This is a genomic window from Neptunomonas japonica DSM 18939 (genome assembly GCF_000422765.1).
Taxonomy (GTDB): Bacteria; Pseudomonadota; Gammaproteobacteria; order Pseudomonadales; family Balneatricaceae; genus Neptunomonas; species Neptunomonas japonica.
Genome location: NZ_AUGR01000016.1, coordinates 122,301 through 148,264 on the forward strand (window position 1 = coordinate 122,301; position 25,964 = coordinate 148,264).

General features: G+C 44.3%; 27 protein-coding genes and 1 other RNA gene. 24 read left to right on the forward strand and 4 right to left on the reverse strand.

All coding sequences use genetic code 11. From position 1 onward, the window contains the following. Window positions 1-6: 6 nt before the first annotated feature. The 14 genes from G511_RS0111685 (at window position 7) to G511_RS0111750 (ending at window position 11,905) form a co-directional block, all read left to right on the forward strand. Entirely contained in the window at window positions 7-2,217 is a 2,211-nt protein-coding gene (locus G511_RS0111685) for a GumC family protein (RefSeq protein ID WP_028469780.1), read from the forward strand. Continuing rightward, window positions 2,214-2,948 carry a tyrosine-protein phosphatase gene (locus G511_RS0111690; protein WP_028469781.1) on the forward strand — a complete coding sequence of 245 codons (735 nt, stop codon included), beginning with the start codon at window positions 2,214-2,216 and terminating at the stop codon, window positions 2,946-2,948. The genes G511_RS0111685 and G511_RS0111690 overlap by 4 nt, the downstream gene beginning before the upstream one ends. A 3-nt stretch (window positions 2,949-2,951) precedes the next feature. Beyond that, complete coding sequence (locus G511_RS0111695) at window positions 2,952-3,641, forward strand: hypothetical protein (protein WP_028469782.1); 690 nt, start codon at window positions 2,952-2,954, stop codon at window positions 3,639-3,641. Window positions 3,642-3,656: 15 nt separating this feature from the next. Then, window positions 3,657-4,169, forward strand: coding sequence for a molybdenum cofactor biosynthesis protein B (moaB, locus tag G511_RS0111700; RefSeq protein ID WP_028469783.1), 513 nt, complete (start codon window positions 3,657-3,659; stop codon window positions 4,167-4,169). A 231-nt stretch (window positions 4,170-4,400) separates the two neighbouring features. Further along, on the forward strand, window positions 4,401-4,784 hold the full coding sequence (locus tag G511_RS22715) for a CidA/LrgA family protein (protein ID WP_036551928.1): 384 nt from the start codon (window positions 4,401-4,403) through the stop codon (window positions 4,782-4,784). Next, on the forward strand, window positions 4,784-5,494 hold the full coding sequence (locus G511_RS0111710; protein ID WP_028469784.1) for an LrgB family protein: 711 nt from the start codon (window positions 4,784-4,786) through the stop codon (window positions 5,492-5,494). Before G511_RS22715 ends, G511_RS0111710 begins: the two co-directional genes overlap by 1 nt. A 125-nt stretch (window positions 5,495-5,619) precedes the next feature. Beyond that, complete coding sequence (gene zapE / locus G511_RS0111715; protein ID WP_028469785.1) at window positions 5,620-6,726, forward strand: cell division protein ZapE; 1,107 nt, start codon at window positions 5,620-5,622, stop codon at window positions 6,724-6,726. 265 nt (window positions 6,727-6,991) lie between these two features. Next, window positions 6,992-7,420: a 50S ribosomal protein L13 gene (gene rplM, locus G511_RS0111720; protein WP_028469786.1), complete on the forward strand. Its 429-nt coding sequence runs from the start codon at window positions 6,992-6,994 to the stop codon at window positions 7,418-7,420. Between the two features lie 13 nt (window positions 7,421-7,433). Next, window positions 7,434-7,826 (forward strand): 30S ribosomal protein S9, encoded by a 393-nt coding sequence (gene rpsI, locus G511_RS0111725; protein ID WP_028469787.1) that lies wholly within the window; start codon window positions 7,434-7,436, stop codon window positions 7,824-7,826. A gap of 260 nt (window positions 7,827-8,086) precedes the next feature. Continuing rightward, the gene (gene petA, locus G511_RS0111730) at window positions 8,087-8,686 is read left to right on the forward strand and encodes a ubiquinol-cytochrome c reductase iron-sulfur subunit (protein WP_028469788.1); all 600 of its coding nucleotides are present in this window, start codon (window positions 8,087-8,089) and stop codon (window positions 8,684-8,686) included. After that, window positions 8,686-9,933, forward strand: a complete 1,248-nt coding sequence (locus G511_RS0111735; protein ID WP_028469789.1) for a cytochrome b — start codon at window positions 8,686-8,688, stop codon at window positions 9,931-9,933. The genes petA and G511_RS0111735 overlap by 1 nt, the downstream gene beginning before the upstream one ends. Beyond that, entirely contained in the window at window positions 9,933-10,697 is a 765-nt protein-coding gene (locus G511_RS0111740; protein ID WP_028469790.1) for a cytochrome c1, read from the forward strand. The genes G511_RS0111735 and G511_RS0111740 overlap by 1 nt, the downstream gene beginning before the upstream one ends. Before the next feature lie 98 nt (window positions 10,698-10,795). After that, window positions 10,796-11,428, forward strand: coding sequence for a glutathione S-transferase N-terminal domain-containing protein (locus G511_RS0111745; protein WP_028469791.1), 633 nt, complete (start codon window positions 10,796-10,798; stop codon window positions 11,426-11,428). 72 nt (window positions 11,429-11,500) lie between these two features. Then, window positions 11,501-11,905, forward strand: a complete 405-nt coding sequence (locus G511_RS0111750; protein WP_028469792.1) for a ClpXP protease specificity-enhancing factor — start codon at window positions 11,501-11,503, stop codon at window positions 11,903-11,905. A 39-nt stretch (window positions 11,906-11,944) separates the two neighbouring features. On the opposite strand, the gene G511_RS0111755 is transcribed toward G511_RS0111750, so the two are convergent. The 4 genes from G511_RS0111755 to G511_RS22720 are packed head-to-tail and all read right to left on the reverse strand — an operon-like array spanning window position 11,945 to window position 15,314. Further along, on the reverse strand, window positions 11,945-12,529 hold the full coding sequence (locus G511_RS0111755; protein ID WP_028469793.1) for a BON domain-containing protein: 585 nt from the start codon (window positions 12,527-12,529) through the stop codon (window positions 11,945-11,947). Between the two features lie 4 nt (window positions 12,530-12,533). Further along, on the reverse strand, window positions 12,534-13,121 hold the full coding sequence (locus tag G511_RS0111760; protein WP_028469794.1) for an SIS domain-containing protein: 588 nt from the start codon (window positions 13,119-13,121) through the stop codon (window positions 12,534-12,536). Window positions 13,122-13,136: 15 nt separating this feature from the next. After that, window positions 13,137-13,496 carry a YraN family protein gene (locus G511_RS0111765; protein WP_028469795.1) on the reverse strand — a complete coding sequence of 120 codons (360 nt, stop codon included), beginning with the start codon at window positions 13,494-13,496 and terminating at the stop codon, window positions 13,137-13,139. Window positions 13,497-13,505: 9 nt separating this feature from the next. Continuing rightward, the gene (locus tag G511_RS22720; RefSeq protein WP_084629093.1) at window positions 13,506-15,314 is read right to left on the reverse strand and encodes a penicillin-binding protein activator; all 1,809 of its coding nucleotides are present in this window, start codon (window positions 15,312-15,314) and stop codon (window positions 13,506-13,508) included. 34 nt (window positions 15,315-15,348) lie between these two features. Between G511_RS22720 and rsmI the strand changes: the two genes are divergently transcribed. From rsmI to G511_RS0111815, 10 genes are all read left to right on the forward strand, one after another. Then, the gene (rsmI, locus tag G511_RS0111775) at window positions 15,349-16,185 is read left to right on the forward strand and encodes a 16S rRNA (cytidine(1402)-2'-O)-methyltransferase (RefSeq protein WP_028469797.1); all 837 of its coding nucleotides are present in this window, start codon (window positions 15,349-15,351) and stop codon (window positions 16,183-16,185) included. 36 nt (window positions 16,186-16,221) lie between these two features. Continuing rightward, window positions 16,222-16,595, forward strand: an RNA gene (gene rnpB / locus G511_RS23875) — RNase P RNA component class A. 421 nt (window positions 16,596-17,016) lie between these two features. After that, window positions 17,017-17,931 (forward strand): transferrin-binding protein-like solute binding protein, encoded by a 915-nt coding sequence (locus G511_RS0111780; protein ID WP_028469798.1) that lies wholly within the window; start codon window positions 17,017-17,019, stop codon window positions 17,929-17,931. A gap of 6 nt (window positions 17,932-17,937) precedes the next feature. Beyond that, complete coding sequence (locus G511_RS0111785) at window positions 17,938-19,164, forward strand: surface lipoprotein assembly modifier (RefSeq protein ID WP_084629094.1); 1,227 nt, start codon at window positions 17,938-17,940, stop codon at window positions 19,162-19,164. Between the two features lie 403 nt (window positions 19,165-19,567). Then, window positions 19,568-20,020 (forward strand): division/cell wall cluster transcriptional repressor MraZ, encoded by a 453-nt coding sequence (gene mraZ, locus G511_RS0111790; protein WP_028469800.1) that lies wholly within the window; start codon window positions 19,568-19,570, stop codon window positions 20,018-20,020. Window positions 20,021-20,026: 6 nt separating this feature from the next. Then, window positions 20,027-20,983, forward strand: a complete 957-nt coding sequence (rsmH, locus tag G511_RS0111795; RefSeq protein WP_036551930.1) for a 16S rRNA (cytosine(1402)-N(4))-methyltransferase RsmH — start codon at window positions 20,027-20,029, stop codon at window positions 20,981-20,983. A gap of 43 nt (window positions 20,984-21,026) precedes the next feature. Next, window positions 21,027-21,374: a cell division protein FtsL gene (gene ftsL / locus G511_RS0111800; protein ID WP_245573981.1), complete on the forward strand. Its 348-nt coding sequence runs from the start codon at window positions 21,027-21,029 to the stop codon at window positions 21,372-21,374. Next, on the forward strand, window positions 21,364-23,082 hold the full coding sequence (locus tag G511_RS0111805) for a peptidoglycan D,D-transpeptidase FtsI family protein (RefSeq protein WP_028469803.1): 1,719 nt from the start codon (window positions 21,364-21,366) through the stop codon (window positions 23,080-23,082). Before ftsL ends, G511_RS0111805 begins: the two co-directional genes overlap by 11 nt. Continuing rightward, window positions 23,079-24,590 (forward strand): UDP-N-acetylmuramoyl-L-alanyl-D-glutamate--2,6-diaminopimelate ligase, encoded by a 1,512-nt coding sequence (locus G511_RS0111810; protein WP_028469804.1) that lies wholly within the window; start codon window positions 23,079-23,081, stop codon window positions 24,588-24,590. Before G511_RS0111805 ends, G511_RS0111810 begins: the two co-directional genes overlap by 4 nt. After that, window positions 24,580-25,959, forward strand: a complete 1,380-nt coding sequence (locus G511_RS0111815; RefSeq protein ID WP_245573984.1) for a UDP-N-acetylmuramoyl-tripeptide--D-alanyl-D-alanine ligase — start codon at window positions 24,580-24,582, stop codon at window positions 25,957-25,959. The genes G511_RS0111810 and G511_RS0111815 overlap by 11 nt, the downstream gene beginning before the upstream one ends. The last annotated feature ends 5 nt before the right edge of the window (window positions 25,960-25,964 follow it).

The window sequence follows — 25,964 nt, forward strand, 5'->3', positions numbered from 1 at the left end:
CACAACATGGATATTCAGAAAGAGCAGGGAGCGATAGACCGCATGCTGCAAGAAGATGTGATCGATTTACGACAATACTGGCAAACGATAATGCGCCACAAGTGGGGCATTATTGGCTTTTCTTTTATTGTGACCTTGCTAGCTGCGTTAGTGGTGGCATCGCTAACGCCAATCTATCGAGCAACAGCAACCTTATTGATTGAATCGCAGCAGGCCAATATTGTTTCTATTGAAGAAGTGTATGGGCTTGATGGTGGAAATTCAGAATATTTCACCACGCAGTTTGAAATTTTAAAGTCGCGCAATTTAGCTGAAAAAGTTGTTAATAAGCTAGATCTAGTCAATCACGCTGTTTTTAATCAGCCAAAAGAGTCGTTACTGCCTTTTGATTTTAACTGGCGTAACTGGCTACCATTTGAGTTGCCTGCAGGGCCTGTGGTTGAAGAAACACCAGAGACTAAGTTTCGCAGTGTCGTTGATCAGTTTATGGGTGGTTTGACAGTTTCACCACTGAGAAAAACGCAGCTTGTAAAACTCACTTACGAATCTTCTGATGCTGTATTGGCAACACAAATTGCTAATGCGGTAGGCGAGAGTTATATCGAGAGTAATCTTGATGCAAAGCTGCAGCTAACGCTAAAGGCTTCGTCTTGGTTGAGTGGTCAGCTTGAAGGGCTTCGTGCTGAGTTGACTAAAGCTGAGCAGCGTTTGCAGAACTACCGTGAGAAAGAGCAAATTGTTGGTGAGAAAGGCGGCTTAAATATTGCTGGCCAAGAGCTTGAGTTGGTTGCTGGCAAATTGGTTGATGCACGCCGCGATCGGTTAGAAGCAGAAAGTTTATATCGCCAGGTGCGTACAATTGGTAAAAAGAACCCTTCTCGGTTGGAGTTGGTGCCAACAGTATTGCAGCACCCTTTGGTGCAGCGTATGAAAGAGTCGTATGCACGTGTTGAATTGAAGCGCTCTGAGTTAGCAAAACGATATGGCGCTAAGCACCCTACTATGCAGGCCGTTAACTCAGAATTAGCCAATGCTAGGTCGGCTCTTCATGGACAAATATTGTCTGTCGTAAACGGCATAGAAACAAACTACAAGGTAGCTGTCGCTAATGAAAACTCATTAAAGGCTGCGTTGAAGGGTACTAAAGGCAATATTCAAAGCCTTAGCCGTAAAGAGTATAAGTTAAGTGAGTATCAGCAGGATGTTGAAACTAAGCGTACTGTTTTTAATACTTTTTTAACTCGCTTTAATGAGACCTCTGCCACGGGTGATCTTAAAACAGCTAATGCGCGGGTTTCTGACCCAGCAGTTGTTCCATTGCGCCCTGCTAAACCTAAGAAAAAGCTCATTGTTGCATTGGCTTTTGTTGTAAGTGCTATGTTTGGAGTAATGTTTGCGTTTGTGTTGCAGGCGCTTAATAACACCGTTAAAAGTGCTTCTGAAGTTGAGAGTAAGCTGGGCGTTGTTATGCTGGGTTTACTGCCGCTGTTACCTAAAAAGAAGAAAACGCCTAACCAGAGCTATGGTCAGTTTATTGATGACCCTCAGTCTGCTTATGCTGAGTCATTACGTACTATTCGTACCGGTCTGATTTTATCTGCACTCGATAATCCGCATAAAATTGTATCTATAACCTCTTCTGTGCCGGGTGAAGGTAAAACGTCGTTAGCGCTTGGTTTGGCGTTTTCTACTGGGCAGATGGAAAAGGTATTATTGATTGATGCAGACTTGCGCCGTCCTTCTGTTGCTAAAGGGCTTGGGCTGGATCGTGCTGCATCTGGATTGTCTAATTTAGTGGCCGGTACTGCTACGGTTGATGAGTGTATACAGCGCTACGAAGAAGGCAATATTGATGTGATTTGTGCAGGGGTTATTCCTCCGAATCCTTCTGAGTTACTTTCTTCTAAGCGTTTTGCTGATGTGTTGGCGATGTTGAATACAAAGTATGATCGAATCATTATTGATACTGCGCCATCTCAAGCGGTTAGTGATGCAATGGTGCTAGCGCCATTGGTTGGTGCAATGATTTATGTTGTAAAATCTGATTCTACACCTTATCAACATGCTAAGAATGGCTTGAAGCGCCTGCGCGAAGTAAATGCACCAATCATCGGTGTAGTGCTTAACCAGGTCGATGTGAAAAAGGGTGCTAAGTACTACGGGCAAGAGTACGGCGGTTACTATGACGTCTATGGTTACAGCAGCGAAAAAGCATGATTGATCTGCATTGTCATCTGTTACCAGGTGTTGATGATGGTGCAGAGAATTTGCCTGATGCAATGGAGCTTGCTCGTATGGCGGTTGCCGATGGTATTCGCCATATGGTGCTTACTCCGCACCTGCATCCTGGGCGTTATGATAATTCACTCGCAGGTTTGCAGCCGCACTTTGATGCTTTTAAGCAGGCTTTGGATGAGCAGCAAGTTCCGTTATCACTCTCTTTGGCGTGTGAGGTTCGGTTAAGCGCTGAAGTTCTACAGTTAGCTGCTACTAATGTGCTGCCGTTTATAGGCAAGTGGAATGGCTATGATGTTTTATTACTAGAGCTGCCGCACAGTCATATACCGCCGGGGAGTGATAAATTAGTTAAGTGGTTGTTGGCACGTAATATTATCCCCATGATTGCGCACCCTGAACGTAATAAAGATATTGTGCATAACCTCGATAAAATTCTCCCTTTTGTGAATTTGGGATGTTTGTTCCAAGTTACCGCCATGTCTGTGACGGGTGAGTTTGGTGCGCCTGCCTATCAGAGGGCGCATGAAATATTGGAGAACGACTGGGTAACGGTTATTGCAACCGATGCTCATAATCGCCAACATCGCCCGCCTATATTGTCTAAAGCGCGACATTTAATAGAGCAAATGTATGGCGCTGCGCGCGCTCAAGATTTGTTTATTAATCATCCGTTTACGATTGTTGGTATTACTGCCAGCAGCGAAGCATAAGCTGTGACTGCAAGCTTTAAAAATCGTCTGGCGCGCTTGTTGGCAATATTGGTTATTCTTGTTTCTATTCCCTTGGTTTATTTTGCTTTTCGTTGGGCTGTCGCTGATATCAGTGCATACCCTGTGCGTTATGCTATTGAGCGCTGGCAAGCTAAACCAAACTCAGTAGAATTGCTCTCGTTAGATAAGGCTGATCAAGATATTGACTCAGCTTTGAGCTGGAATTCGAGTAATGCTGAGTATTACGAGTTAAAAGCGCGCTTGATGCTATATAGAGCTGCGCTGTCAGAGAGCTTGCCTGAATCTCCTTCCTATATGGATGAGATTCGCCAGGCGTTATCTCTTCATGAATCAGCCATAAAACTACGACCTAATTGGGCTTATAGCTGGGCTAATAAGGCTTTGATGAAAGCTTATTTAGGTGAGTTTGATGAGGTTTTTTTTGACGCTATAAAGCATGCAGAAAAAACCGGGCCGTGGGAATTAAGTGCAAACCTTGCTGTTCTTGAGGCAGGTTTACTGGGGTGGGAGCAATTGTCTTCTGAGTCGCGTGCGGTTATTGTTGGTGCGGCCGGGCGTGCAACTGAGCATCGTCCAAAAGTAGTGCGTTCGCTGTTGGATAGTTATGCGTTGCGCTTACCTGTTTGTGCTCACATGCTGGGCAGTACTAAGCAGATAAAAGTCTGTCAATAATATTGAGGAGTTGTGATGGAGGCGGTTGAGTTGCAGTCGTTAAATATTGCTGTATTAACGGTGTCTGATACCCGTGTGCCTGAAACGGATAAATCTGGCGATACTCTTCAAAAAGGCATTGAAGAGGCTGGGCATAGGGCTGCTCAGCGTACTATTGTTAAAGATGATATTTATCAAATCCGTGCGGTGCTCTCTCAATGGATTGCCGATAGTGATATTCATGCAGTATTGATAACCGGCGGTACAGGCTTTACTGCAAGAGATAGTACCCCTGAGGCAGTTATTCCTTTATTGGATAAGCAAATAGAAGGTTATGGTGAGTTGTTTAGATCGCTCTCTTATGAAGAGATAGGTACTTCCACTATTCAGTCTAGGACGGTTGCTGGTGTTGCCAATAGAACGGTTATCTTTTGTATGCCGGGTTCAACGGGTGCTTGTAAAACGGCTTGGCATAAAATTATTCGTGAGCAATTAGATAGTCGCCATCGGCCGTGTAACTTTGTAGAGATGGTGATGCTAAGAGGTTAATGAAGCGGGTTTGTTTCTAAACTATGTTGCGCTGCGGTAGTTATTGGTAGTGGTCGTGTATAAAGCCGGTTTATAATACCGGCTTTTTATTGTGTGTAATTTACGTAAAGCCAAACGAACATATGTTGATGGGGTTTTTCTCTGAGTTTGGTGGTAAGTCCAATTAGCAGCGGTTGGGTTGCTTTATATGAAGTAATTACTCTGTTTGTCATCATTTAGTGGGGAAGTGTGATGCTTAATGGCTTTTTGGTGTTGCTGCTTTGTCAGTTATTAGGTGAGCTGGTGGTGTTGGCCTCAGGCGTGCCGGTGCCGGGCCCTGTGTTTGGTATGATCTTGTTATTACTGGTATTAATTGCTTTTAAAAAAACTCCTAAGTCTGTGAGGCTGGTTTCTGAGGGTTTATTACGGCATTTGGCTTTTTTATATGTGCCTGCAGGTGTTGGCCTTATGGTGCATCTGGAAATGATCTCTCACTATTGGTTGGCCATCTTGGTTGCTTTACTGGTCAGTACCTTTGTAACTCTGGTAGTGACAGCTCTCGTGTTTCGTTTGTTGGGTAGGCTTAATGGCCCTGCAAAAGGTGAGATAGGCGACTCATCAGAGGGGGTGAAGTAATGGAGTTTTGGGTATATTTTGCCGCCAAGCCGTTATTTTGGTTGATCGTCACTTTAATTGTTTTTATGTTTGCTTCTGAGCTAAATAGGCGCTCGGGCGGCACTCCGTTATTGCATCCAGTTTTGATATCGATGGCGATTATCATTAGTTTTTTGTTGGTTACAGGTACTCGCTATGAAACGTACTTTGAGGGGGCTCAGTTTATTCATTTTTTGCTGGGGCCAGCAACGGTTGCTCTGGCGGTTCCTTTGTTTGATCATTTTGAGCGCATTAAAAAGATGTGGTTTGTGCTGTTAGTGGCTTGCATTAGTGGTGCGGTGACAGCGATTGTATCGGTGTTGCTGGTTGGCTTGGCATTTGATCTGCCAGTAGAGGTGTTGCTGTCTTTGGCGCCTAAGTCAGTTACCTCTCCCATTGCTATTGGGATTGTTGAGAAAATAGGCGGCTACCCTTCATTAGCCGCTGGGCTCGTGTTAATTACAGGTGCGATGGGGTGTTTGTTGTCTCCACTTGTTTTTAAGTTACTAAATGTGAAGGATGGCGCGGTTAAAGGCTTTACGCTTGGTCTGGCTGCTCATGGCTTTGGTACGGCATATGCATTCGAGACAAGTGCGCTGGCGGGTGCTTTTGCGGGATTGGCGATGGGGATGACAGGGTTGTTAACAGCCTTTTTATTGCCTGTTGTTATTTCGTTGATGGGGTTTAATTAGCTCAATGTGTGTGGAGTTTTAAAGGCTTTGTATTGTTTAGCCTATTGTTGAATTTGAATGTGGGGGGCTTCTGGTACAGTTCGCCCCTGTATTTTAGTGCCTATTGATCAGGGTGATGTGGAAAAATGACTCCATTAGAACGTTATAAAAAAGACTTGTTGCGTGATGACTTTTCATACGACCCTGCGCAGGAGATTGCTATCGGCCATCTTCAGCGTTTGTATGATGATCTGATTGCGGTTGACAGCGTTCAGCCTCAGACGTTGATGCAGCGTTTTAGTGGGAAGTTTAAAAAGCAGACGGTAGAGCCTGTGCAGGGTTTGTACTTTTGGGGTGGCGTGGGTCGTGGTAAGACTTACATGATGGACACCTTTTATGACAGCTTGCCGTTTAAGCAGAAAAGACGTACTCACTTTCATCGCTTCATGCAGGGCGTGCATGCAGATTTGCGTTTGCTCGATGGTACTAAAAACCCGCTTACTGAAATTGCCCGTAAATATGCAGATGAGGCGCGTATTATCTGTTTTGATGAATTTTTTGTTTCTGATATAACAGACGCAATGATTTTGGGGAGCTTGTTTGAGCAGTTGTTTGCTAATGGTGTTTCGTTAGTGGCTACATCAAACATTATTCCTGACGGCTTGTATCGAGATGGTTTGCAGAGGGCTCGTTTTTTACCGGCAATAGCACTTTTAAACAGACACACCGATGTTATTAATGTAGATGGTGGTGTGGATTATAGGTTGCGAGCGTTGGAGCAGGCTGAGTTGTATCATTATCCATTGGATGCGACGGCTGACGACAGTTTGAATGCGAGTTTTGAAAGCTTGGCGCCTGACATAGAAGAAGCCGTTGAAAATGAGCTAGTCGATGTTAATGGTCGTGGTATTCCATCAAGAAGAACTTGTGAGGATGTTGTCTGGTTTGATTTCCCTGCATTGTGTGAAGGGCCGCGTTCGCAGAATGATTACATTGAAATTGCTAAAATATACCATGCGGTAATTATTTCTAATGTTCCACAGTTAGGCACTAAAAACGATGATGCAGCGCGCCGCTTCATTAACCTGGTTGATGAATTTTATGATTGCGGCGTGAAATTGATTGTTTCTGCTGCGGTGCCTATCCATGAAATCTATACGGGTGGGCGTTTGTCTTTTGAGATTGAGCGCACGCAAAGTAGGCTTTTAGAGATGCAGTCTCACGATTATTTGGCAAAAGCTCACAAAGCTTAATTTGTCGTTGTGCTTGTGAATAAAATGAGCAGGGCTTGGGGTTAAATGTTTTCTGGCTTTTATATTAAATAAGCGCACAGAAATACTCGCATTAGCTGGATAATTTGACTATAATTCGCGCTCCTCATTTCAGGATGAGGTTTCGTACGTTGTTTTTTACTGTTTTCAGTAGCAAACAACTAATAATTATAAGGTAAGTCGGACGCGGAAATTCTGATCTTCAGATCCGTTATCTAGACTTAATTAAAGTATAGGCGAACAATCGATGACTACTTTTGTTGCTAAGCCAGCCGAGGTAAAACGCGACTGGTACGTAATTGACGCAGAAGGCAAAACTCTTGGCCGTATGGCTACTGAAATTGCTCGACGTCTGCGCGGTAAGCATAAACCAGAATTCACACCACACGTAGATACTGGCGATTACATTGTTGTTGTAAACGCAGAAAAAGTACATGTGTCTGGTAATAAGCGTAAAGCTAAAATTTATTACCGTCATACAGGTTTCCCAGGTGGTCTTAAACAGGCTAACTTTGAGATCATGATTAACAGTCAGCCAGAAAAAGTTATCGAATTGGCTGTTAAAGGTATGCTACCAAAAGGTCCTTTGGGTCGTGCTATGTACACTAAATTGAAAGTGTATGCAGGTAACGAACATCCACACCAGGCTCAGCAGCCTCAAGAACTGAAACTCTAAGGGGAAGTAGATAATGTCAGCTACTCAGTATTACGGTACAGGTCGTCGCAAAACTTCTACAGCCCGAGTTTTCTTGCGTCCTGGTACAGGCACAATCTCTATCAACGATCGTACTATCGAAGTTTACTTCGGTCGCGAAACTGCACGTATGATTGTTCGTCAGCCATTAGAGTTGACTGAAACTCTAGAAAAATTCGACGTAATCGTTACTGTTAAAGGTGGTGGTAACTTCGGTCAAGCAGGTGCGATCCGTCATGGTATCACTCGTGCATTGATGGAATACGACGAAACTATGCGTCCTGCACTGCGTAAAGCTGGTTTCGTAACCCGCGACGCTCGTGAAGTTGAACGTAAGAAAGTTGGTCTACGTAAAGCACGTAAGAAACCACAATTCTCTAAACGTTAATTGTTTGCCGGTTATCCGGCATGCAATTTGGAAAACGCTCGTGGCCTTTATGGCCCGGGCGTTTTTTTTTATCTGTGTATCAGGTCAATACTTAGTCTTATAGATACCTCGGAAGGGATAATTCACCTTGTAAAATAGGGGTATTTTCTTTACTATTTGGGCCATTTTTACAGAACCGGATTTCGTGATTTTTTTATACTGAACGGTTGGTGATTATTTGTACAAGCAAATAGCCTGGCCGAGTGAGGGGGATATACTTGATGAGCAATGACGGCGTGAACAAGGGTCGGCGTCGGCTTCTTATAGGTGCCACTTCTGCCGTTGGGGCAGTGGGTGCTGTAGGAGCGGCGGTCCCGTTCGTGGCTTCCTGGAATCCAAGTGCCAAGGCGAAAGCCGCTGGCGCACCAGCTAAAGCTGATATTAGCAAGCTGGAACCAGGTCAGCAGATGATAGTTGAGTGGCGTGGAAAGCCTGTTTGGGTTGTTAAGCGTGGCGAGGAAGCGTTAGCGACCTTGAATAGCATTGATCCAGGTGAGTTGTCGGACCCCGATTCGGAAGTTCCTCAGCAGCCACCGTACATTCCACATGATGCGGATCGATCAATTCGTCCTGATATCTCTGTGTTAGTAGGTATATGCACGCATTTAGGGTGCTCTCCTAGCTATAAGCCTGAGGTTGGGCCGCAAGAATTTGACGCCAATTGGGTTGGTGGTTTTTATTGCCCATGCCATGGCTCTCGTTTTGATTTATCGGGCCGTGTCTATAAAGGCTCACCGGCACCGACAAACCTAGTGATTCCGCCTCATAAATACGAAGGCGAAGACATTATCATTGTTGGCGTGGATCAGGAGAACGCATAATGGCTGGTTACCGTAATAAAGGAAAAAGCGGTTTTATGGGGTGGGTCGATGACCGTTTCCCGGCGACTGCTATGTGGGAAGACCACTTATCAAAATACTATGCGCCAAAAAACTTTAACTTTTGGTACTTTTTCGGCTCTTTAGCAATGCTGATGTTGGTCAACCAGATCATTACCGGTATTTGGCTAACGATGAGCTACAATCCTTCTGCAGAAGGCGCGTTTGCTTCTGTTGAGTACATCATGCGAGATGTTGATTACGGCTGGTTGCTGCGCTACTTGCACTCTACCGGTGCTTCGGCATTCTTCTGTGTGGTCTATCTGCACATGTTCCGTGGCATGATGTATGGCTCATATCGTAAGCCGCGTGAATTGATATGGCTATTCGGTATGGCTATCTATCTTGCGTTGATGGCTGAAGCTTTCATGGGTTACTTGCTACCATGGGGTCAGATGTCTTATTGGGGCGCTGCGGTAATTGTATCTTTGTTCCAGGCTGTGCCTTTTGTTGGGCCTGAGCTGGCTGAGTGGATTCGTGGTGATTACCTGATCTCTGGTGTGACACTAAACCGTTTCTTCTCTTTGCATGTTGTTGCATTACCTATCGTATTGTTGGCGCTAGTTGTGCTGCATATTATTGCGTTGCATGAGGTTGGTTCTAACAACCCAGATGGTATCGAAATTAAAGAAAACAAAGATGAAAACGGCGTGCCATTGGATGGAATTCCATTCCACCCTTACTACACAGTGAAAGATATTGTGGGTGTTGTTGTCTTCCTATTTGTCTTCTGCATCATTGTGTTCTTCTTCCCAGAGGGTGGTGGTTACTTAATTGAAGCACCAAACTTTGAGCCGGCTAACCCGCTGAAAACACCGCCGCATATTGCACCAGTTTGGTACTTCACTCCATTCTACGCAATGCTGCGTGCGATTCCGCCAATTGCTGCTTCCCAGTTCCCTGGTGTTGTTGTGATGGGTGGTGCGATTGCTATCTTGTTTGTTCTTCCTTGGTTGGATCGTAGCCCTGTTAAGTCAATTCGCTATAAAGGAATGTTTAGCAAAGTGGCGTTGGTGATCTTTGCTGTTAGCTTTGTGATCTTGGGTTACCTAGGTGTGGTTGCATCTACTCCTGAACGTACATTGGTGGCTCAGATCTGTACTGCTCTTTATTTTGCTTTCTTCTTCTTGATGCCGTTTTACACCAAGATGGAGAAAACTAAACCAGTACCAGAGAGGGTTACAGGATAATGAAAAAGTATTTAGTTGCATTCGTTATTGCACTGTTCCCATTGGCAAGTTTTGCTGCGGGCGGTGCGGGTCCTAAATTGGACCACATGGCTGTAGATCTGCATAATCAAGCTTCATTGCAGCGCGGTATGCAGGTATTTGTGAATAACTGTTTGGGTTGTCACTCTGCGCAATATCAACGTTACCAGCGTGCTGCTGAAGACTTAGGCATGCCGATTAACTTGGTAGAAGAGAATCTACTTTTGGGGAACCAAAAAGTAGGTCAGCAGATGACCAATACTATGCTCAAAGAGGATTCTGCTAACTGGTTTGGTACAGCGCCACCTGATTTGACGCTTGAATCACGTTTGCGTGGGCCGGATTGGTTGTATACATATTTACGTAGCTTCTATAAAGATTCTTCACGTCCATGGGGTGTGAATAACGTAGTCTTTCCTGATGTAGGTATGCCTAACGTGCTTGAGTATTTGCAGGGTGAGCAGATTAATCATTGTTCAGCTGAAGAAGCGCAGCATCATGAGGCTAAAATTGATCCGTTAACAGGTAAGATGATGGGCGGTTGTATGTCTATCGGTAAGAAAGGGCAGCAGAGCACAGAAGAGTTTGATAAAACTGTTTATGATCTGGTGAACTTTATGGCCTATATTGGTGAGCCGTCTAAATTAGACTCTCAGCGTATCGGAACTAAAGTGTTAATCTTTCTCTTCTTGTTCTTCTTCATCGCTTATGCGCTGAAAAAAGAATACTGGAAAGATGTTCACTGATTTTACAGCGTAAATCTGTTAGAATCGTTTTTTTGCGCGGCCTGAGTTTCAGGCCGCGCTTATTTATTTTCTACGGTAAGTAATACGGGGATATATTAATGGGAGTTGTGGCTAAACGTTCTTCCATGACCTTTTACTCTGATGGTGCTGATCATTACAGCCATCGTGTTCGCATTGTGTTGGCGGAAAAAGGAGTAGCGGTTGACGTTATTGATTGTCATGTTGAGGACCTTCCTGAAGATTTGGCAGGTTTAAATCCTTATAATAGCTTGCCTACTCTCCTGGATAGAGACTTGGTGCTGTATGAGCCAAATGTAATGATGGAATATTTGGATGAGCGTTTCCCTCATCCACCGTTGTTGCCTGTCTATCCTGTTGCGCGCGCAGAAAGCCGTTTATATATGCATCGAATCCAGAAAGATTGGTGTAAGCATGTAGATGTCTTGGTGTCAGTTAAATCAACAGATGATGAGGTTGAAGCAGCACGTAAAGATTTGCGTGATAGCTTAGTGGCTATTTCACCTATCTTTGCTGAAAAGCCATTCTTCATGAGTGAAGAGTTTACATTGGTTGATTGCTGTCTTGCTCCGCTATTGTGGCGCTTGCCTTATTTGGGTGTTGATTTGCCTGAAGCTCAGTGCAAATCATTGTATGAGTATATGGAACGTTTATTTGAGCGTGAATCTTTCCGTGAGAGTCTCTCGGAAGCTGAACGTGAAATGCGTGACTAGTACTATATCTGCTTGAATATTTAGTTCAGAAAGGGATGATAATATCATCCCTTTTTTATGTTTGGAGTGTTTATGAAACCCAGTCGTCCTTACCTTATCAAGGCTTTGCAAGAATGGTTGCTTGATAATGACTGCACGCCGCATTTAGCGGTAGATGTTGCAGTGAAAGGGGTTATGGTGCCGGAGCAGTTTATTTCTGACGGCCAGATTGTTCTTAATATTAGCCCTTCGGCAGTGCAAGAATTTTTGATAGACGATGAGGCTATCAGCTTTAATGCGCGCTTTGGTGGTGTACCCATGAATGTTTATGTGCCTATGGCTGCTGTTTTGGCTGTGTATGCGCGTGAGAATGGTGCTGGTATGGGCTTTGGAATGGAGCCTGGTGCTGATTTTTATGAGTTAGAGCAAGAAGAAGAGCTGAAGCCAGAACCACCAAAAACCTCCGGTGGGCGGCCAACATTGAAAGTTGTTAAGTAATAGCCGCGCATTAAATAATGACGGCTATGTGTTAATGGTTTAGCGGTGCGGAATATATTCGAAAACCTTAACAATTCTTTGTACACCAGGGATGGTGCGGATAATATTTACTGCGGTATCAGCTTCGTGCTCTGTCACTAAGCCCATCAAATATGTTGAGCTATTCTCTGTGACTACCTTAATGCGGCTGCCTTCTACTGTTTCGTCAGCTAGCAGTTGTAGTTTAATACGGCTAGTTAGGTATCCATCATTGGCGCGTACAATGCTCGATGTTGGGCCTGAAATTTCGAGTTCGTTGTGAATTTTGCGAACTTTTCGAGTCTGCGTTGCAATTTGTTCTGCTTCTAGTTTTGCGTTTTCGTGTGGTACTTGGCCGGTGAGTAATAGGATGCCGTTGTAGCTGGTCACGCTGATATGAGAGTTTTTTACCGTTTCTGAGCCTTTGTTGATATTGACGAGTGTTTTGTTTTCAATAACTTCATCTTCGATATAGGCGCCGACCGTGCGGCTTCCTTGGTCTTCGCGGATGGGTTCTTCTCGTGATGCGCTGATCAAATTCGAGCAGCCTGAAAGTGTCGTGAGCACGCAAGCGGTCGTAATACATTTCAAAAGCGTTGAGTTCATAGCGTCAGGCTCCAAATAATTGGTATTCGATTAAATCGCATAAGCAGTGAAGAATCAGCAGGTGTGCACTGTAAATCATTGCGTTGTCGTCAGATGGTACGCATATTTCGACTTCATCAGGTCTTAAAAGTGCAGAAATATTGCTACTATCATGCCCGGTAATAGCAACGACTGACATGTCGCGGTCATGGGCGGCTTGTATTGCTTGTACCAAGCTGTTTGAACGCCCTTGATTAGAGATGACTAGCAGAACGTCTCCGGGTTGCCCAATGGCTCTAATCTGCTTTGAATACACTTCACTAAAGCTGCTTTCTTCTGCAATACCGGTAAGAACGGCGCTGTCTGCGCCTACCGTTATAGCGGGCAGGCCGGGTCTTTCATTTCTGAAGCGGCTAAGCAGTAACGCAGAGAAGTGTTGAGCTAGGGCTGCTGAGCCACCATTGCCAACACACACGACTTTTAGCTCGCTGGCAAGGCTAGAGAGCATCAGCTCGCTGGCGTGAGCGATCATCGGTGTGTATTGCTCAATGGTGTGAGCATTTGTGTCCATCGAATTGTGAAATAAGTTAACAATTCGCTCTTCAAGTTCCATTCACTAATTCCGGTCTTAAAGTCTGAAGGCGTCTTTATACCATACTGGTTTATTTTCTTCAGAAGGAGTTTCGTACGCAATGACATCAAATCGGCAGTTATGCTGCTGAAAATGACTATGAGTCATTAAAAAATGTTGTGCAGTGCGGATAATTTTTTTCTGTTTAGTTGTTGTTACTGAATTTGCAGCTCCGCCAAAGTGCTTATGCGTGCGGTATCTAACTTCTGCAAAAACCAGTGTGTTGTTATCAACTAATATCAGATCAATTTCACCTAATTTACATAGGTAGTTTCTCGTGACTGGCTTAAGTCCTTGTTGAATAAGCCAGTGCCAAGCTTTTGTTTCGGCGTCCTTGCCGCGTGTTTGTCTGTCCATAGAGTGTCATTACTCAATAAGTTTTGGGGTGCCGTTTTCAAAAATGGCCCATTGTAGGTGTCGGTTAACTTTATTTTCTTCAGTTAACGACAGCATACCTGTCTCGCCTTGTAAGCGAGCGCCTTGAGTTGCGCCTAGTTGTTGCAAGTACGGATATAAGTTGTATGCATCAATCCCTAAAGCGTAAAGTCTGCCAAAACGAGTGCCTGTATTGTTGCGTATGGCATTAAGCGCACGTCTATTGTCTGACGGAGGAGATAGTACCCAAGGGATATCCCCAAACATGATGCCGTTGAGGTCGATATCTGCCGCTGTATTGGTTGCGCCCGAAAAAATCTGCGAGGTAGCATAAACAGGTAGGTCGCCAGCGAAATAGAATGACAAGATTGGTTTGATTAGTCGTGCATCTTGTGGGCGAGCAGCAAGTAGAATGGTGTCTGCATCTTGTCGGCGTCTTTCTTCAAACTCAAAATTGAGCCCTGTTGCTTTTCTTAGTTTGATTGCTCGCGCTTTACTCTCATCTGTTTTTAATAATTCAGAGATATTTTGATTAAGTTCTTCTGTGCTAAAAGATGCTCGAGAAACAATGGTGCCGCCAAGTGAGTTAAACGTATCTGCAAAAGCGGTTTCTGCTCGCTTACCCCAGGCGCTATTAGGGGTGAGAATTAAAGCATAACGTTTGCCCGCATTAATTGCCTGAGTGGCGGCGTCGCGGGCTTCATCTTCTGCTGATAGTCCGAACTGGTAAAGGTTGCTTGCGCTTCCGTTAGTATAGTTAAGTGCTAAAAAAGGAAGAGGTAGTGCGCCAAACTGACTAAGAGCGCTGACTTTGTCTTTTTCAAGTGGCCCGATGATCAGCTGAATGTCTTTTTCTTGTGCTGCTTGTAGTATTTCATCGGCTGTTGCGTAAAGAGCGCTATCTAAGAATACGAGTTCGGGCGCGCTGTTGCGTTCTTGGTTGGCAAAGTGTGCGGTACTAATGCCGTCTTGTATTGCTTTGCCTACTTTCGCTAAAGAGCCTGATGTGGGTAGCAAGATGCCTATGCGAGCAACATTGAGTAAATCAATGCTTTGTGGGGAAGCAAGGTTGCCGGGCATAAGTTGTGCCGCGGGATGGGCTTGCCATAGGTTTAACCAGTTCTCAATATTGTTGGTTTGCGTTTGGATATCGGCAATGGATCGAGACGCTAGCGCTAATTCCAGCCAGCCCTGTAGTAGGTAGTTATTATTTGGTTGCTGTAGAGCGCTCTGTAATTCTGCATCATTAGTTGTTTGTAGTGCTTGCCAGATTCGATCGTGTAGAAGCTGTAGCTTTTCTTGGTCCTGAATATAATCAGTGCCTTCAATGAGTATTTTGGCTTCTTCTAGAGATTGCCCATTGAGTCCATAAGCATCAGCATACAGTTGCTCAGATAGTAGGGCGTCATCTTCAGGTAGTGTGCTGAGTGATGGCATATAAGCAAGGTAGCTAAGTGCTTTTTCGCCATCGTTGTTATCTAGTGCCTGTTGTGTCTGCAGTTTGATGATATTGAACTGCAGTGTTGGTGGTAAATTTGCAGTGTCGATATCTTTTAGGATATCGCTCGCGCGACCCTGTTCACCTTGGGATGCGAGTAATTGAGCTGCTTGTAACTTGAGCTCTGCTGCGCGAATAGGTGAGGATCGTTGTGCTTGTGAAAGCAGTGAGTCGATATTAGCTTCTTGGGAAGATGATGGCAGGCTGCCTGTTACCAATGGTGGTGACATTGGCGGCATAGCACAACCAGCAATAAAGCTTGTTAAGGTAACAATTAGAGACAGGCGTTTCAAAATCATCATATACTCTATCACCCTGATGATGGATGGAAAAATTATGTCTGACGCGGTTTTTTATGTTGTAGCCACGCCTATCGGCAATCTTGGAGATTTAACGCCCCGGGCAGTGGATGTTTTGCAGTCCGTTGCCTTGATTGCTGCCGAAGATACTAGACACAGTGGTCGTTTAATGGCGCACTTTAACATTAAAACTCCTATGATTTCAGTGCATGATCATAATGAGCGTCAACGACTGCAGACAATACTGGATAAATTGGCTGCTGGCGACAGTATTGCACTGATTTCTGACGCTGGGACGCCATTAATTTCTGATCCTGGTTTTATTGTGGTGCGTGGAGTACGCGAGGCGGGTTATAAAGTTGTACCTGTGCCAGGGTGTTGCGCTGTAATTACGGCTATGTGTGCAGCGGGTTTGCCAACTGATCGGTTTATTTTTGAAGGCTTTCTGCCTGCGAAAAGATCAGGGCGTCAGCAAAAACTATCGATGATTGAATTTGAAACTCGAACGGTGGTCTATTATGAGTCTACACACCGGATTCTTGATTCTTTGCAGGACATGATCGAAGTATTGGGTCCAGAGCGTTACGTGGTTTTGGCAAGAGAGCTAACCAAAACGTTTGAGACGATACACGGTGATAATGTTGCTGCTCTGCTTGAGTGGGTTAAGCAGGATGCTAACCAGCAAAAGGGTGAGTTTGTTGTGCTGATTCAAGGTGTTGAGCTTGTTGAAGAAGAAGGCTTATCCGTGGAGTCTTTGAAAGTACTGGACGTGTTGCTGAGTGAATTGCCAGTCAAGCAGGCTGCGGCCTTGACTGCAAAAATCACAGGCGAGAAGAAGAATGCGCTTTATCAAGAGGCTTTATCTCGTAAGTAGTTGCTTCTCGTCTGATTGTTGGTATCCTTGCGCCCAAGAGTTCGCCGGACAGTCGCTGTCTTGCTTGCTTGCAACTTGTTGTAAGTAAGTAGGAGGGAGGAAAGTCCGGGCTCCAAAGGGTAGAGTGCCAGATAACGTCTGGGCGGTGTAAGCCGACGGAAAGTGCAGCAGAGAGAAGACCGCCTAAGTATCTTCGGATAACGGTAAGGGTGAAAGGGTGCGGTAAGAGCGCACCGCGTGGGTGGCAACATTCCACGGCATGGTAAACCCCACTCGGAGCAAGACCAAATAGGGATCCAATAGGTGTGACCCGCACTGGATCCGGGTAGGTTGCTTGAGGCGTACAGTGATGTGCGTCCCAGATGAATGACTGTCTATTACAAAACCCGGCTTATAGGCGGACTCTTACTTTTTTCCTCTAAAAATTCAAATACTTGTTAATTCAAGCTGCTTTAAGTCTTTCTTGCATACCCGGTGCGGTCTTTTCATTATCAATGTTTGGCATAAAGCTCTTTATCTTAAATAGATTGTAAAATCTTCAGCGAATGTTAACGCTTTATGCCTGAAACTAAGGCTATATATAAAATTGTATGCGCAGGTCAGTCTTTGTAATGTAGCAAACCGCTTTGTGAGTATTTATTTCTTAGTAAATATTGTTAGGCGACAGCGCGCGCTATTTGAGCTAGTCTTCGTGAGGCTAATGGATTGGCAGCTTTCTCTACTGAAAATATTTTAGTGTGAAAGGGCGTTTCTGAGGCGAGCTTTGTAGTATATGCAAATACGATTTTTTTATCCTAGATAATAAAGAATAGATATTTCCTGAGGCGCTATATGAAAAAAACTGCTCTATTTATACCATTAAGTATTTTATCTACTTCCTTGCTACTTGTCGGTTGTGGGGGAGGGGGAGGCTCGTCTGTTAGAGTGGCTGCTGTTCCGGTAGCGCCGACTACTATAAGAGACAATTCGCCAGTAACGTTTGATACTATTACTAATGAGATTGATGTCACGGCTATTGCATCGATTGCTACAGGGGCGGTAGATCGGGGTGTTAGCGAAACTTCAACAGCTAGGCTGACTTATGATGCCAGTGGTAATTTGAGCAAATTAGTTATTACTACACCTAACTCATCTCCAGGTTCGTCGGTAAGCTGGGATGTGGCAACTGATACAAGGCAAGCAGTGGTTGGGTTGGCAGACCATGTTGCGCTAACTGATGCTGCTACTACTTATAATGTATTGGCTATAGACCCAAAGTCTTCAGCTTTTGACTATCAAACATTTGGTGTTTGGAAACCTGGTGCTGGTGTTTCGGCAGGAGCAATTGGCGTATTGAGTGCTGGCTTGAAAACGGTTGGAGCTTCAGTGCCAACGACAGGTAATGTAACCTTTACGGGTAAGCTGCTTGGTGTATATATAAGCCCGGCTGGGCAGGGACGATTTGTGACTGGTGAGACTGCTATTAATTCTGATTTTGCAGCGCGGACTATAGGCTTCTCGACAAGTAATACAAAGCTCGATGGCACAACGCTAACGCCTAATTTAGATATAGCGACTACTGCACTTACATATACTGGGGCTAACTCGTTTTCTGGGGTTGTAACCGCTACAGGTGCAGGTGCAGGATTGTCTGGAACGGCAAATGGTGCTTTTTATGGCCCTAATGCTGAAGAGGTTGGTGGAGTCTTTACTGTTAAGGCAAGTTCAGGAATCGAGTTTTATACAGGCTCGTTCGGTGCTCAATAATAGCCAATGAAGAATGTATCACTAATAAGCACTGTCTCCTTCTTAATGGTTTTTGGGCAGTGTTCGTTTGCATCTGAAAGTGAAGTGACTGTAGATAAAGCTGCTGTTGCTTCTGCTAAGCAGCGTTCTCTTCAAAAACTGTTTGTAATGGGGTTGCTTACTCTCGAGCAAAGGGATTATAAAGCTTCTATTGCGATTTTTTCAGAGATGCTAAAGCAAACTGATAGTCCGCGAGTTCGGCTTGAGTTGGCGCGTTCTTTGTTTTTGGATCGTCAGTTTAATGCGAGTAAAGCAAATTTCCAGAAAGTGCTTTTTAAGGAAGGTGTTCCTTGGGGGGTGAAACAAAATATTCGCCAGTATCTTAATCAGATTGATAATGATATTGGTTTTATTAAGTTTGGTCTGTCTTTTGTTAGTGACTCTAACCCTAGTAATTTTACCTCAAGTGAAGAGGTCAGTATTTCTGGTCGCTCCTTCAAGGTCGTTCGCCCGGAAGGAGATCAGGAAGTAAAAGGTATTCGCTATAATATGAATAGCGGCCTTCCTTTGTCATCGGATTCGCGCACTCAGGCTTTTTTAAATGTCTCCTTTAGTGACTTTCAGGGCGGTGACTTGGATCGTTGGTTGGGCGATGTAGGGATTGTTTCGTCTTTTGAGGCGCTGCCTAAAGTTAAAGCTAAGGCTGGATTGGAGTACTCGGAAAAAAATGGCAAGAAGCAGTATGACTTTTCTTATTTAAGTGTTTTTTATACACCTAGTGTTATCGATCAGTTTAGTTTTCGTCATGAGGCGAGAATAGCTAAGCTTGTTGTTGATGGCGCGTCTCATCTTGATGCCGATGTCTACAGAGTTGCGACGATTTTTACTAACCCATTGAAAAACGGAATGTTTCTTGATGGGGGAGTAACAATTGATAAATCAGTTGCTCGAGAGGTTCCTTACTCCTATCACGAAGGCGTTTTGTCTTTAGGGCTTGATTTACCTGTTAACGATTGGGCTTTTAAGTTATCTAGCTCTTTAGGTATGCGCTTATATGGCGATGTTGATCCATTTTTCGGTGAGCGACGCCGCGATACTAATAAGAAGCTTGGTTTCTTGTTAAGCAATAAAAAGATTCATTCATATGGGTATAAGCCCGAAGTCGGTGTGACATATGAGAAAAATGATTCTTCTCTGGCGTTCTTCGAATACGATAAAATTAGTCTGGTTTTTAGCCTTAAAGAAAGTTACTAGTATTGGCTTTATTGTTAGAATAAGGCCGATGACTTGATCTGAGTCTCTCTGTGCTTGGTTTTTTTGTTTTATCTCAGGCAAGTATTACTTTTGGTTGATGTAGTGGTTTGGCTGTTTTTGAATATTTCTTATGTTATCTCTTTTTTCTTCCTTCATTCCAAAAAAATCCTGCAAGTCTTGTCTTTGTCGTGTCTGCAATTAATTGACTGAATTATAAGCGCTTTATCTGGCTTTGAATAATAGTGCTTCAATTACTGCAGAATCGATGCTGTTTTTCCTTGTATTTAGGGCGTTGTCGGCGTTGTACCACACTTGCAAAAAAGGGGGGTAGTTTCTATAGTATGTATTAGTGGGTAAATGTGGGTAAATGTGGTTTTTTATGAAGAAATTGGGTAGGTAAACGATGTTTCGCGGCGTTAATCAGATAAATCTGGATGTGAAAGGCCGAATGGCCATTCCCGCCCGCTACCGAGAGATGATCTCGGTTCAGTGTGCTGGGCATCTAGTTTTAACGATTGATACTGAAGAGCGTTGTCTGTTGCTTTACCCCATTGATGAGTGGGAAATCATACAAGCGAAGATTGATGCGTTGCCGAGTCTTAATCCTGTAGCGCGACGCTTACAGCGTTTGTTAGTTGGGCATGCGTCAGATTTAGATATGGATAGTCATGGTCGCTTGTTAATACCTGCGCTGCTTCGTGAATATGCTGGGTTAGAGAAAAAGACCATTTTGCTAGGTCAGGGGCGGAAGTTTGAAATTTGGGACGAGGCGAATTGGAACGTAACTCGCGACAGATACTTACAGGAAGTCGAAACTGAGGAGTTGCCTGATGCGCTACTCAATTTGTCACTTTAATATTTTATGCAGGGTCTTTCTGTGAGCACTGAATCATTACAACACATTACTGTATTACTTGATGAAGCCGTGGCTGCATTGGTTCAGGATCCTGATGGATTCTACGTCGATGGTACATTTGGTCGAGGTGGGCATTCATCACTGGTTCTTAATCAGCTGTCGGCTAGTGGTCGTTTGATGGCGATTGATAAAGATCTTGAAGCCATTGCTTGTGCTAACACAAAATTTTCTGATGACTCTCGATTTGATATTGCTCATGGTTCTTTTTCAGAGCTGCAACAGTTTGTGACTGATCGGGATATGTTCGGTGAGGTTGATGGTATCTTGCTTGACTTGGGCGTGAGCTCCCCTCAGCTTGATGACCCGACACGTGGTTTTAGTTTTCAGAACGACGGGCCACTGGATATGCGTATGGATACCACGACGGGTGAAAGCGTTGCTCAGTGGATTATGCGGGCGTCACAAGAAGAGATAGCGGATGTTATCTACACCTACGGTGAAGATAAGCACGGTCGACGAATGGCAAAAGCGGTAGTGGAAGCCAGAGCGGAGGCGCCGATTGAAACAACTGGACGATTAGCAAAAATAATTTCTGATGCTAACCCGTCTTGGGAAAAGGGCAAGCACCCAGCTACACGTGCTTTTCAGGCTTTTCGGATACATATAAACCGAGAGTTAGAAGATTTGGAAAAATGTCTGGATCAATCGCTTGAATCGCTAAAAGTAGGTGGGCGCTTAGTGATTATTAGCTTCCATTCATTAGAAGATCGAATCGTAAAACGTTTTATTCGCAAGCACGTGAAAGGTGATGACCACTTGCCTCTGAGTATTCCTATTACTAACGATATGCTGAATCAGCGGCTTAAAGCCGTCGGTAAAATGGTTAAAGCGAGTGCAACGGAAGTGGATGAAAATCCACGTTCACGCAGTGCTGTTATGCGTATAGCAACAAAAATTGCTTGATGAAGTACCACTACGAAAACATAAAGTATTAAAGGTATTCATTTTGTTTTCATTACCAGCATGGTTGATCAGAAACAAAGATGTTACTGCATTGCCGGTTCTTGGCTTGGGTGCAGTAGCTCGACCTGTTTTTATCGTTTCTGTATTGGTTGTGTTGATCGTCTGTAGTTCATTATCTGTTACTTATTCTGCTTTTCAATACAGACTTTTGTTTAATAAACAACAGATTCTGGTGCAGCAGTGGGATGAGTTTCAGGTTGAATGGGGGCAGTTACTTCTTGAGCAAAGCACGTTGGGGACTAATAATCGAGTTGAGCAGGTCGCTCGAAAACAATTGAAGATGATGACGCCACAGCCCGCCATGATAGAGATTGTTCAATATGAACGATAATACTGATCTTCCCGTTGTTGAATCCGCAGGGCGTAGTTGGCGTTTAATCTTGGTATTTGTGTTATTGATCCTTGTTGCCGGTGGCATTGTCACTAAATTAGTTTCTCTTTACACATTGGATCAAGATTTCTTGCAGCGCCAAGGTGATGCTCGTAGTTTGAGAACAACACTGGTGCCTTCGCATCGAGGCATTATAACCGATAGAAATGGAGAACCTCTGGCTGTTAGTGCGCCTGTAGCCACTATCTGGGCCGATCCTAGTAAAGCGGATACGCACCATCAAGGATTGAAGCGCCTTGCTTTTTTATTAGATGTTAAGCGCAGTGACTTGGTAACTAAGCTTGAGAAAAATAGTAGTCGCCAGTTTATCTACCTTAAACGTCAGGTAGCACCTGAATTAGCAGAGCAAATTGATACGTTAAAAGTGCCAGGTGTTCACGTAGATGTGGACTATAAGCGTTATTATCCTGCGGGTGAAGTCTCGACTCATTTAGTTGGTTTTACAGGCATCGAAGGCAACGGCCAAGAAGGGATGGAGTTGGCCTATGATGAATGGTTGAGCGGCGATCCTGGGCGTAAATTGGTAATGCAAGATCGCTTGGGTCGCACCATTAAACATATTAAATCTATAGAGCAAGCTAAACCAGGGCAAGACATTCAACTAAGTATCGATTTGCGTCTTCAGTATATGGCGTATCGTGAGTTGAAAGCAGCGGTGCAGGCACATAAAGCCGATTCTGCATCAGCTGTGGTGTTAGATGCGAAAACGGGTGAGGTATTAGCGATGGTTAATCAGCCTTCTTATAACCCAAACGATCGCAGCAGTATTGATGTGAAAGGTCTGCGTAATCGTGCTGTAACAGATCTGTTTGAGCCGGGTTCCACTATGAAGCCTTTGACCATTGCTGCGGCGTTGATGAGTGGTAAATACACCACCAAATCTGTTGTTGATACTACCCCGGGGTATATGAAAATTCGCAGTAGTACTATTCGTGATCATCGTAACTATGGAAAGCTGAGCCTCACGTCAATTATTACCAAATCAAGTAATGTAGGTGCGACGAAGCTTGCGTTGAGCTTGCACGAAGATGCGATTAGAAACCTATTTCATAATGTTGGCTTAGGCCAATCTTCAGGAACAGGGTTCCCAGGGGAGCGAAATGGTAGTCTGCCATATTACCCAGCTAAACGTGTGGTTGAGCGCGCCACCATGTCTTATGGTTACGGCTTGTCGGTAACACCATTGCAATTAGCGCAGGCATATTTACCTTTAGCAAATGAAGGTGTTGCTTTACCTGCCAGCTTGATCAAGCTCGATGAAGCGCCTAAAGGTAGTCGCATTATGCCCACGACGATAGCAAATAGTGTCTTAAGAATGATGGAAACCGTCACTCAACGTGGAGGTACGGGGCGCCGTGCTGCTGTGCACGGCTACCGAGTAGCGGGTAAAACGGGTACTTCACATAAAGCGAGTAGGGGCGGTTATTCAGATGATAAGTATATCGCGGTGTTCTCTGGTGTTGTTCCCGTTTCAGACCCGCGCATTGTTGTTGTCGTCATGGTAAATAATCCAAAAGGCCAGGAATACTATGGTGGTGAGGTTGCTGCGCCCGTTTTTTCTCGTGTATCTAGTAATGCATTGCGCTTACTAAACGTAGCACCAGATCAGTGGCCAGATAAACCGGTACAGACGATGGTGATGAAATGATGAAATTCAAACCAACAACATTGTTTGAGCTTGCAATAGTTGATCGGGACCATGCTGATGCGAGTGTTCGAGTGACAGGCATCTGCTCTGATAGTCGTTATGTGCAACAAGGTGATTTGTTTGTCGCGCGTGATGGGGTTAATCACCGCGGTATAGATTTTGTTGCTCAAGCAGCCAAAGCAGGCGCAGTAGCTGCCATTATTGAGTGCCCTGATAGCAAGAGTGGCGCGCTTAGTAGCGTTTCAATACCTGTTTTTCATGTAGATGATCTAGTTAACAAAGCAGGTTTCCTTGCCTCAAAGATGCTAGACAATCCAAGTCATAAAATGACCGTTATAGGTATTACGGGCACAAATGGTAAAACCTCTTGTGCGCATTATATTGCTCAAGCATTAACGGCGTTAGGGAAAAAGACTGCATTAATAGGAACGGTTGGTAATGGTTTTCCCGATTCATTAGAAACAGCTACGCATACCACACCTGATTCAATTCGATTGCAGCAGTTATTGGCTGGTTTTTATGAGCAAGGTGCTGACGCTGTTGTCATGGAAGTTAGTTCGCATGCATTGGATCAAGGGCGCGTTGCTGGGGTGCAGTTTGATGCTGCAGCCTTAACAAACTTAAGCCGTGATCATCTGGATTATCATGGGTCTATGCAGGCTTATGCTGATGCTAAATCACGACTATTTTTGGGTAGTGCAGCAACAGGCGTACCAGTACGTATTGCGCTGAATGCTGATGATGATTTTGGCTGTAAATTAGCGAAGCAGTTGCAACAAGCTAATCAACCTTTTTTCCGTTATAGCGTCAATCCATCTGTGTCTGTTGATGTTTCGGTTAAGCGCTCAGTATTGAACGCTCAAGGCGTTACTTTGGATATTGTTCTACCTAGTGGGGATATTCATTTTGACGCAGCGGTAGTGGGAGGCTTCAATATTTCGAACCTGTTGTTGGTCGTGTCCGTACTCGCTCAATTAGATTTTACGAATGAAGAAATCGAGACAGCCATGGCTCAGGTTTCTGCTGTTCCTGGGCGAATGGAGTGCTTAGTTAAAGCAGGGTTTCCTGCAGCTATTATTGATTATGCGCATACACCTGATGCCTTGGAAAAGGCTCTACAAGCGGCTCGTAAGCACTGCGAACAGAAGTTATGGATAGTATTTGGTTGTGGTGGTGATAGAGATACAGGTAAGCGAGTTGAAATGGCCATTATTGCAGAGAAGTTTGCAGACAAAGTTATAGTGACCAGTGACAACCCTCGTACTGAAGCTGCAGATGAAATTATTGAAATGATAATGCAGGGTTTTTCTTGTTTAGAAAATGTGATTCAAATAAGCACGAGAGAAGATGCTATCACCATGGCTTTGCAATCAGCAGGCCCTGATGATTTGGTGTTAGTAGCAGGTAAAGGACATGAGGATTATCAAGAAATAATGGGTGTGAAGTATCCTTTTAGTGATAAACAAGTTGTAGAGGATTTGATGGGAGGGCTTGCTAATGATGCATAATAGCTTCCTATTAAGTGAACTTTTGACCGCGTTATCGGGGCAATTGTTAGGTAAAGACATTGCGTTTTCTCGTGTAAATACTGATACACGCTCAATTCAACCTGGCGATCTATTCGTAGCGCTCAAGGGTGAGCATTTTGATGCCCATGACTTTGCTAATAAAGCTGTAACTGCTGGGGCTTCTGCACTTGTAGTGGATAGAGAGCTCGCGCTAGATGTTCCGCAGTTAATAGTTGCCGATACACGTGTCGCTTTAGGTAAAATTGCAGAATATAATCGCAGCTTTTTTGATGGTACCTTGTTCGCTATTACTGGTAGTAGTGGGAAAACCACTGTTAAAGAGATGTTGGCTGAAATACTGAGCGGTGCAGGCCAGGTGCTCGCGACCAAAGGAAACTTGAATAACGATATTGGTGTGCCTCTGACCTTGTTAAGGATAGCGCCTTCTGATCAATATGCAGTGATAGAAATGGGGGCTAGTGGCCCGGGTGAAATAGCATATTCAGCAGGTTTATCGCACCCCGATATTGCTTTGATTAGTAATGCCATGGGAGCGCACCTTGAAGGCTTCGGGTCGCTTCAAGGTGTTGTTGAAGCAAAAGGTGAGATCTACGACGGCTTAAGCCCTACAGGTACTGCTGTTGTCAATATAGACGACCCACATGCTAATCAATGGATTCAGCGTGTTGCTAACAAGCCATTGTTAACATTTGGCTTGGATTCTAAAGCTGATATTAATGCTATTGCTATACAGATATTAGATGACGGTTGTTACAGTTTTGTTGTGGTTCATGGCGATACGTCTGAAAAAGTGCAGTTAAAAGTAATGGGGCGTCATAATGTCATGAATGCATTGGCGGCCGTTGCTTTAACCGTCGCAGCGGGTTTGCCATTATCGTTAGCCGCTGCAGGTTTAGAACGTTTTTGCGCAGTTAAAGGCAGGATGTGTAGTTTGCCAGGATTCAATGGCGCTCGAATAATTGATGATAGTTATAACGCTAACCCAGGGTCGGTTAAAGCAGCCATTCAGGCGTTAGGAGAATTAAAGGGTGAACGCATTTTTGTGTTAGGCGATATGGGCGAATTAGGTCCTGATGCAGAAGAAATGCATCGTGAAGTAGGTCTGTTTGCTGCAGAGCATAACATTGATAAATTATTAACAGTGGGTTCCTTGAGTAAAGCAGCAGTTGAGGGTTTTGAGTCATCGAATAATTTGGCAACACAGCAATTAGCTGAACACTTTATTGACCAGAAAGGTTTAGTAGATAGGGTTCTTCCTAGGTTGCATGAAAATATGGTTGTTCTAGTAAAAGGATCCCGCAGTGCTGGGATGGATAAAGTCGTGACCCGATTAACGGAAAAGGTATAAAAGAT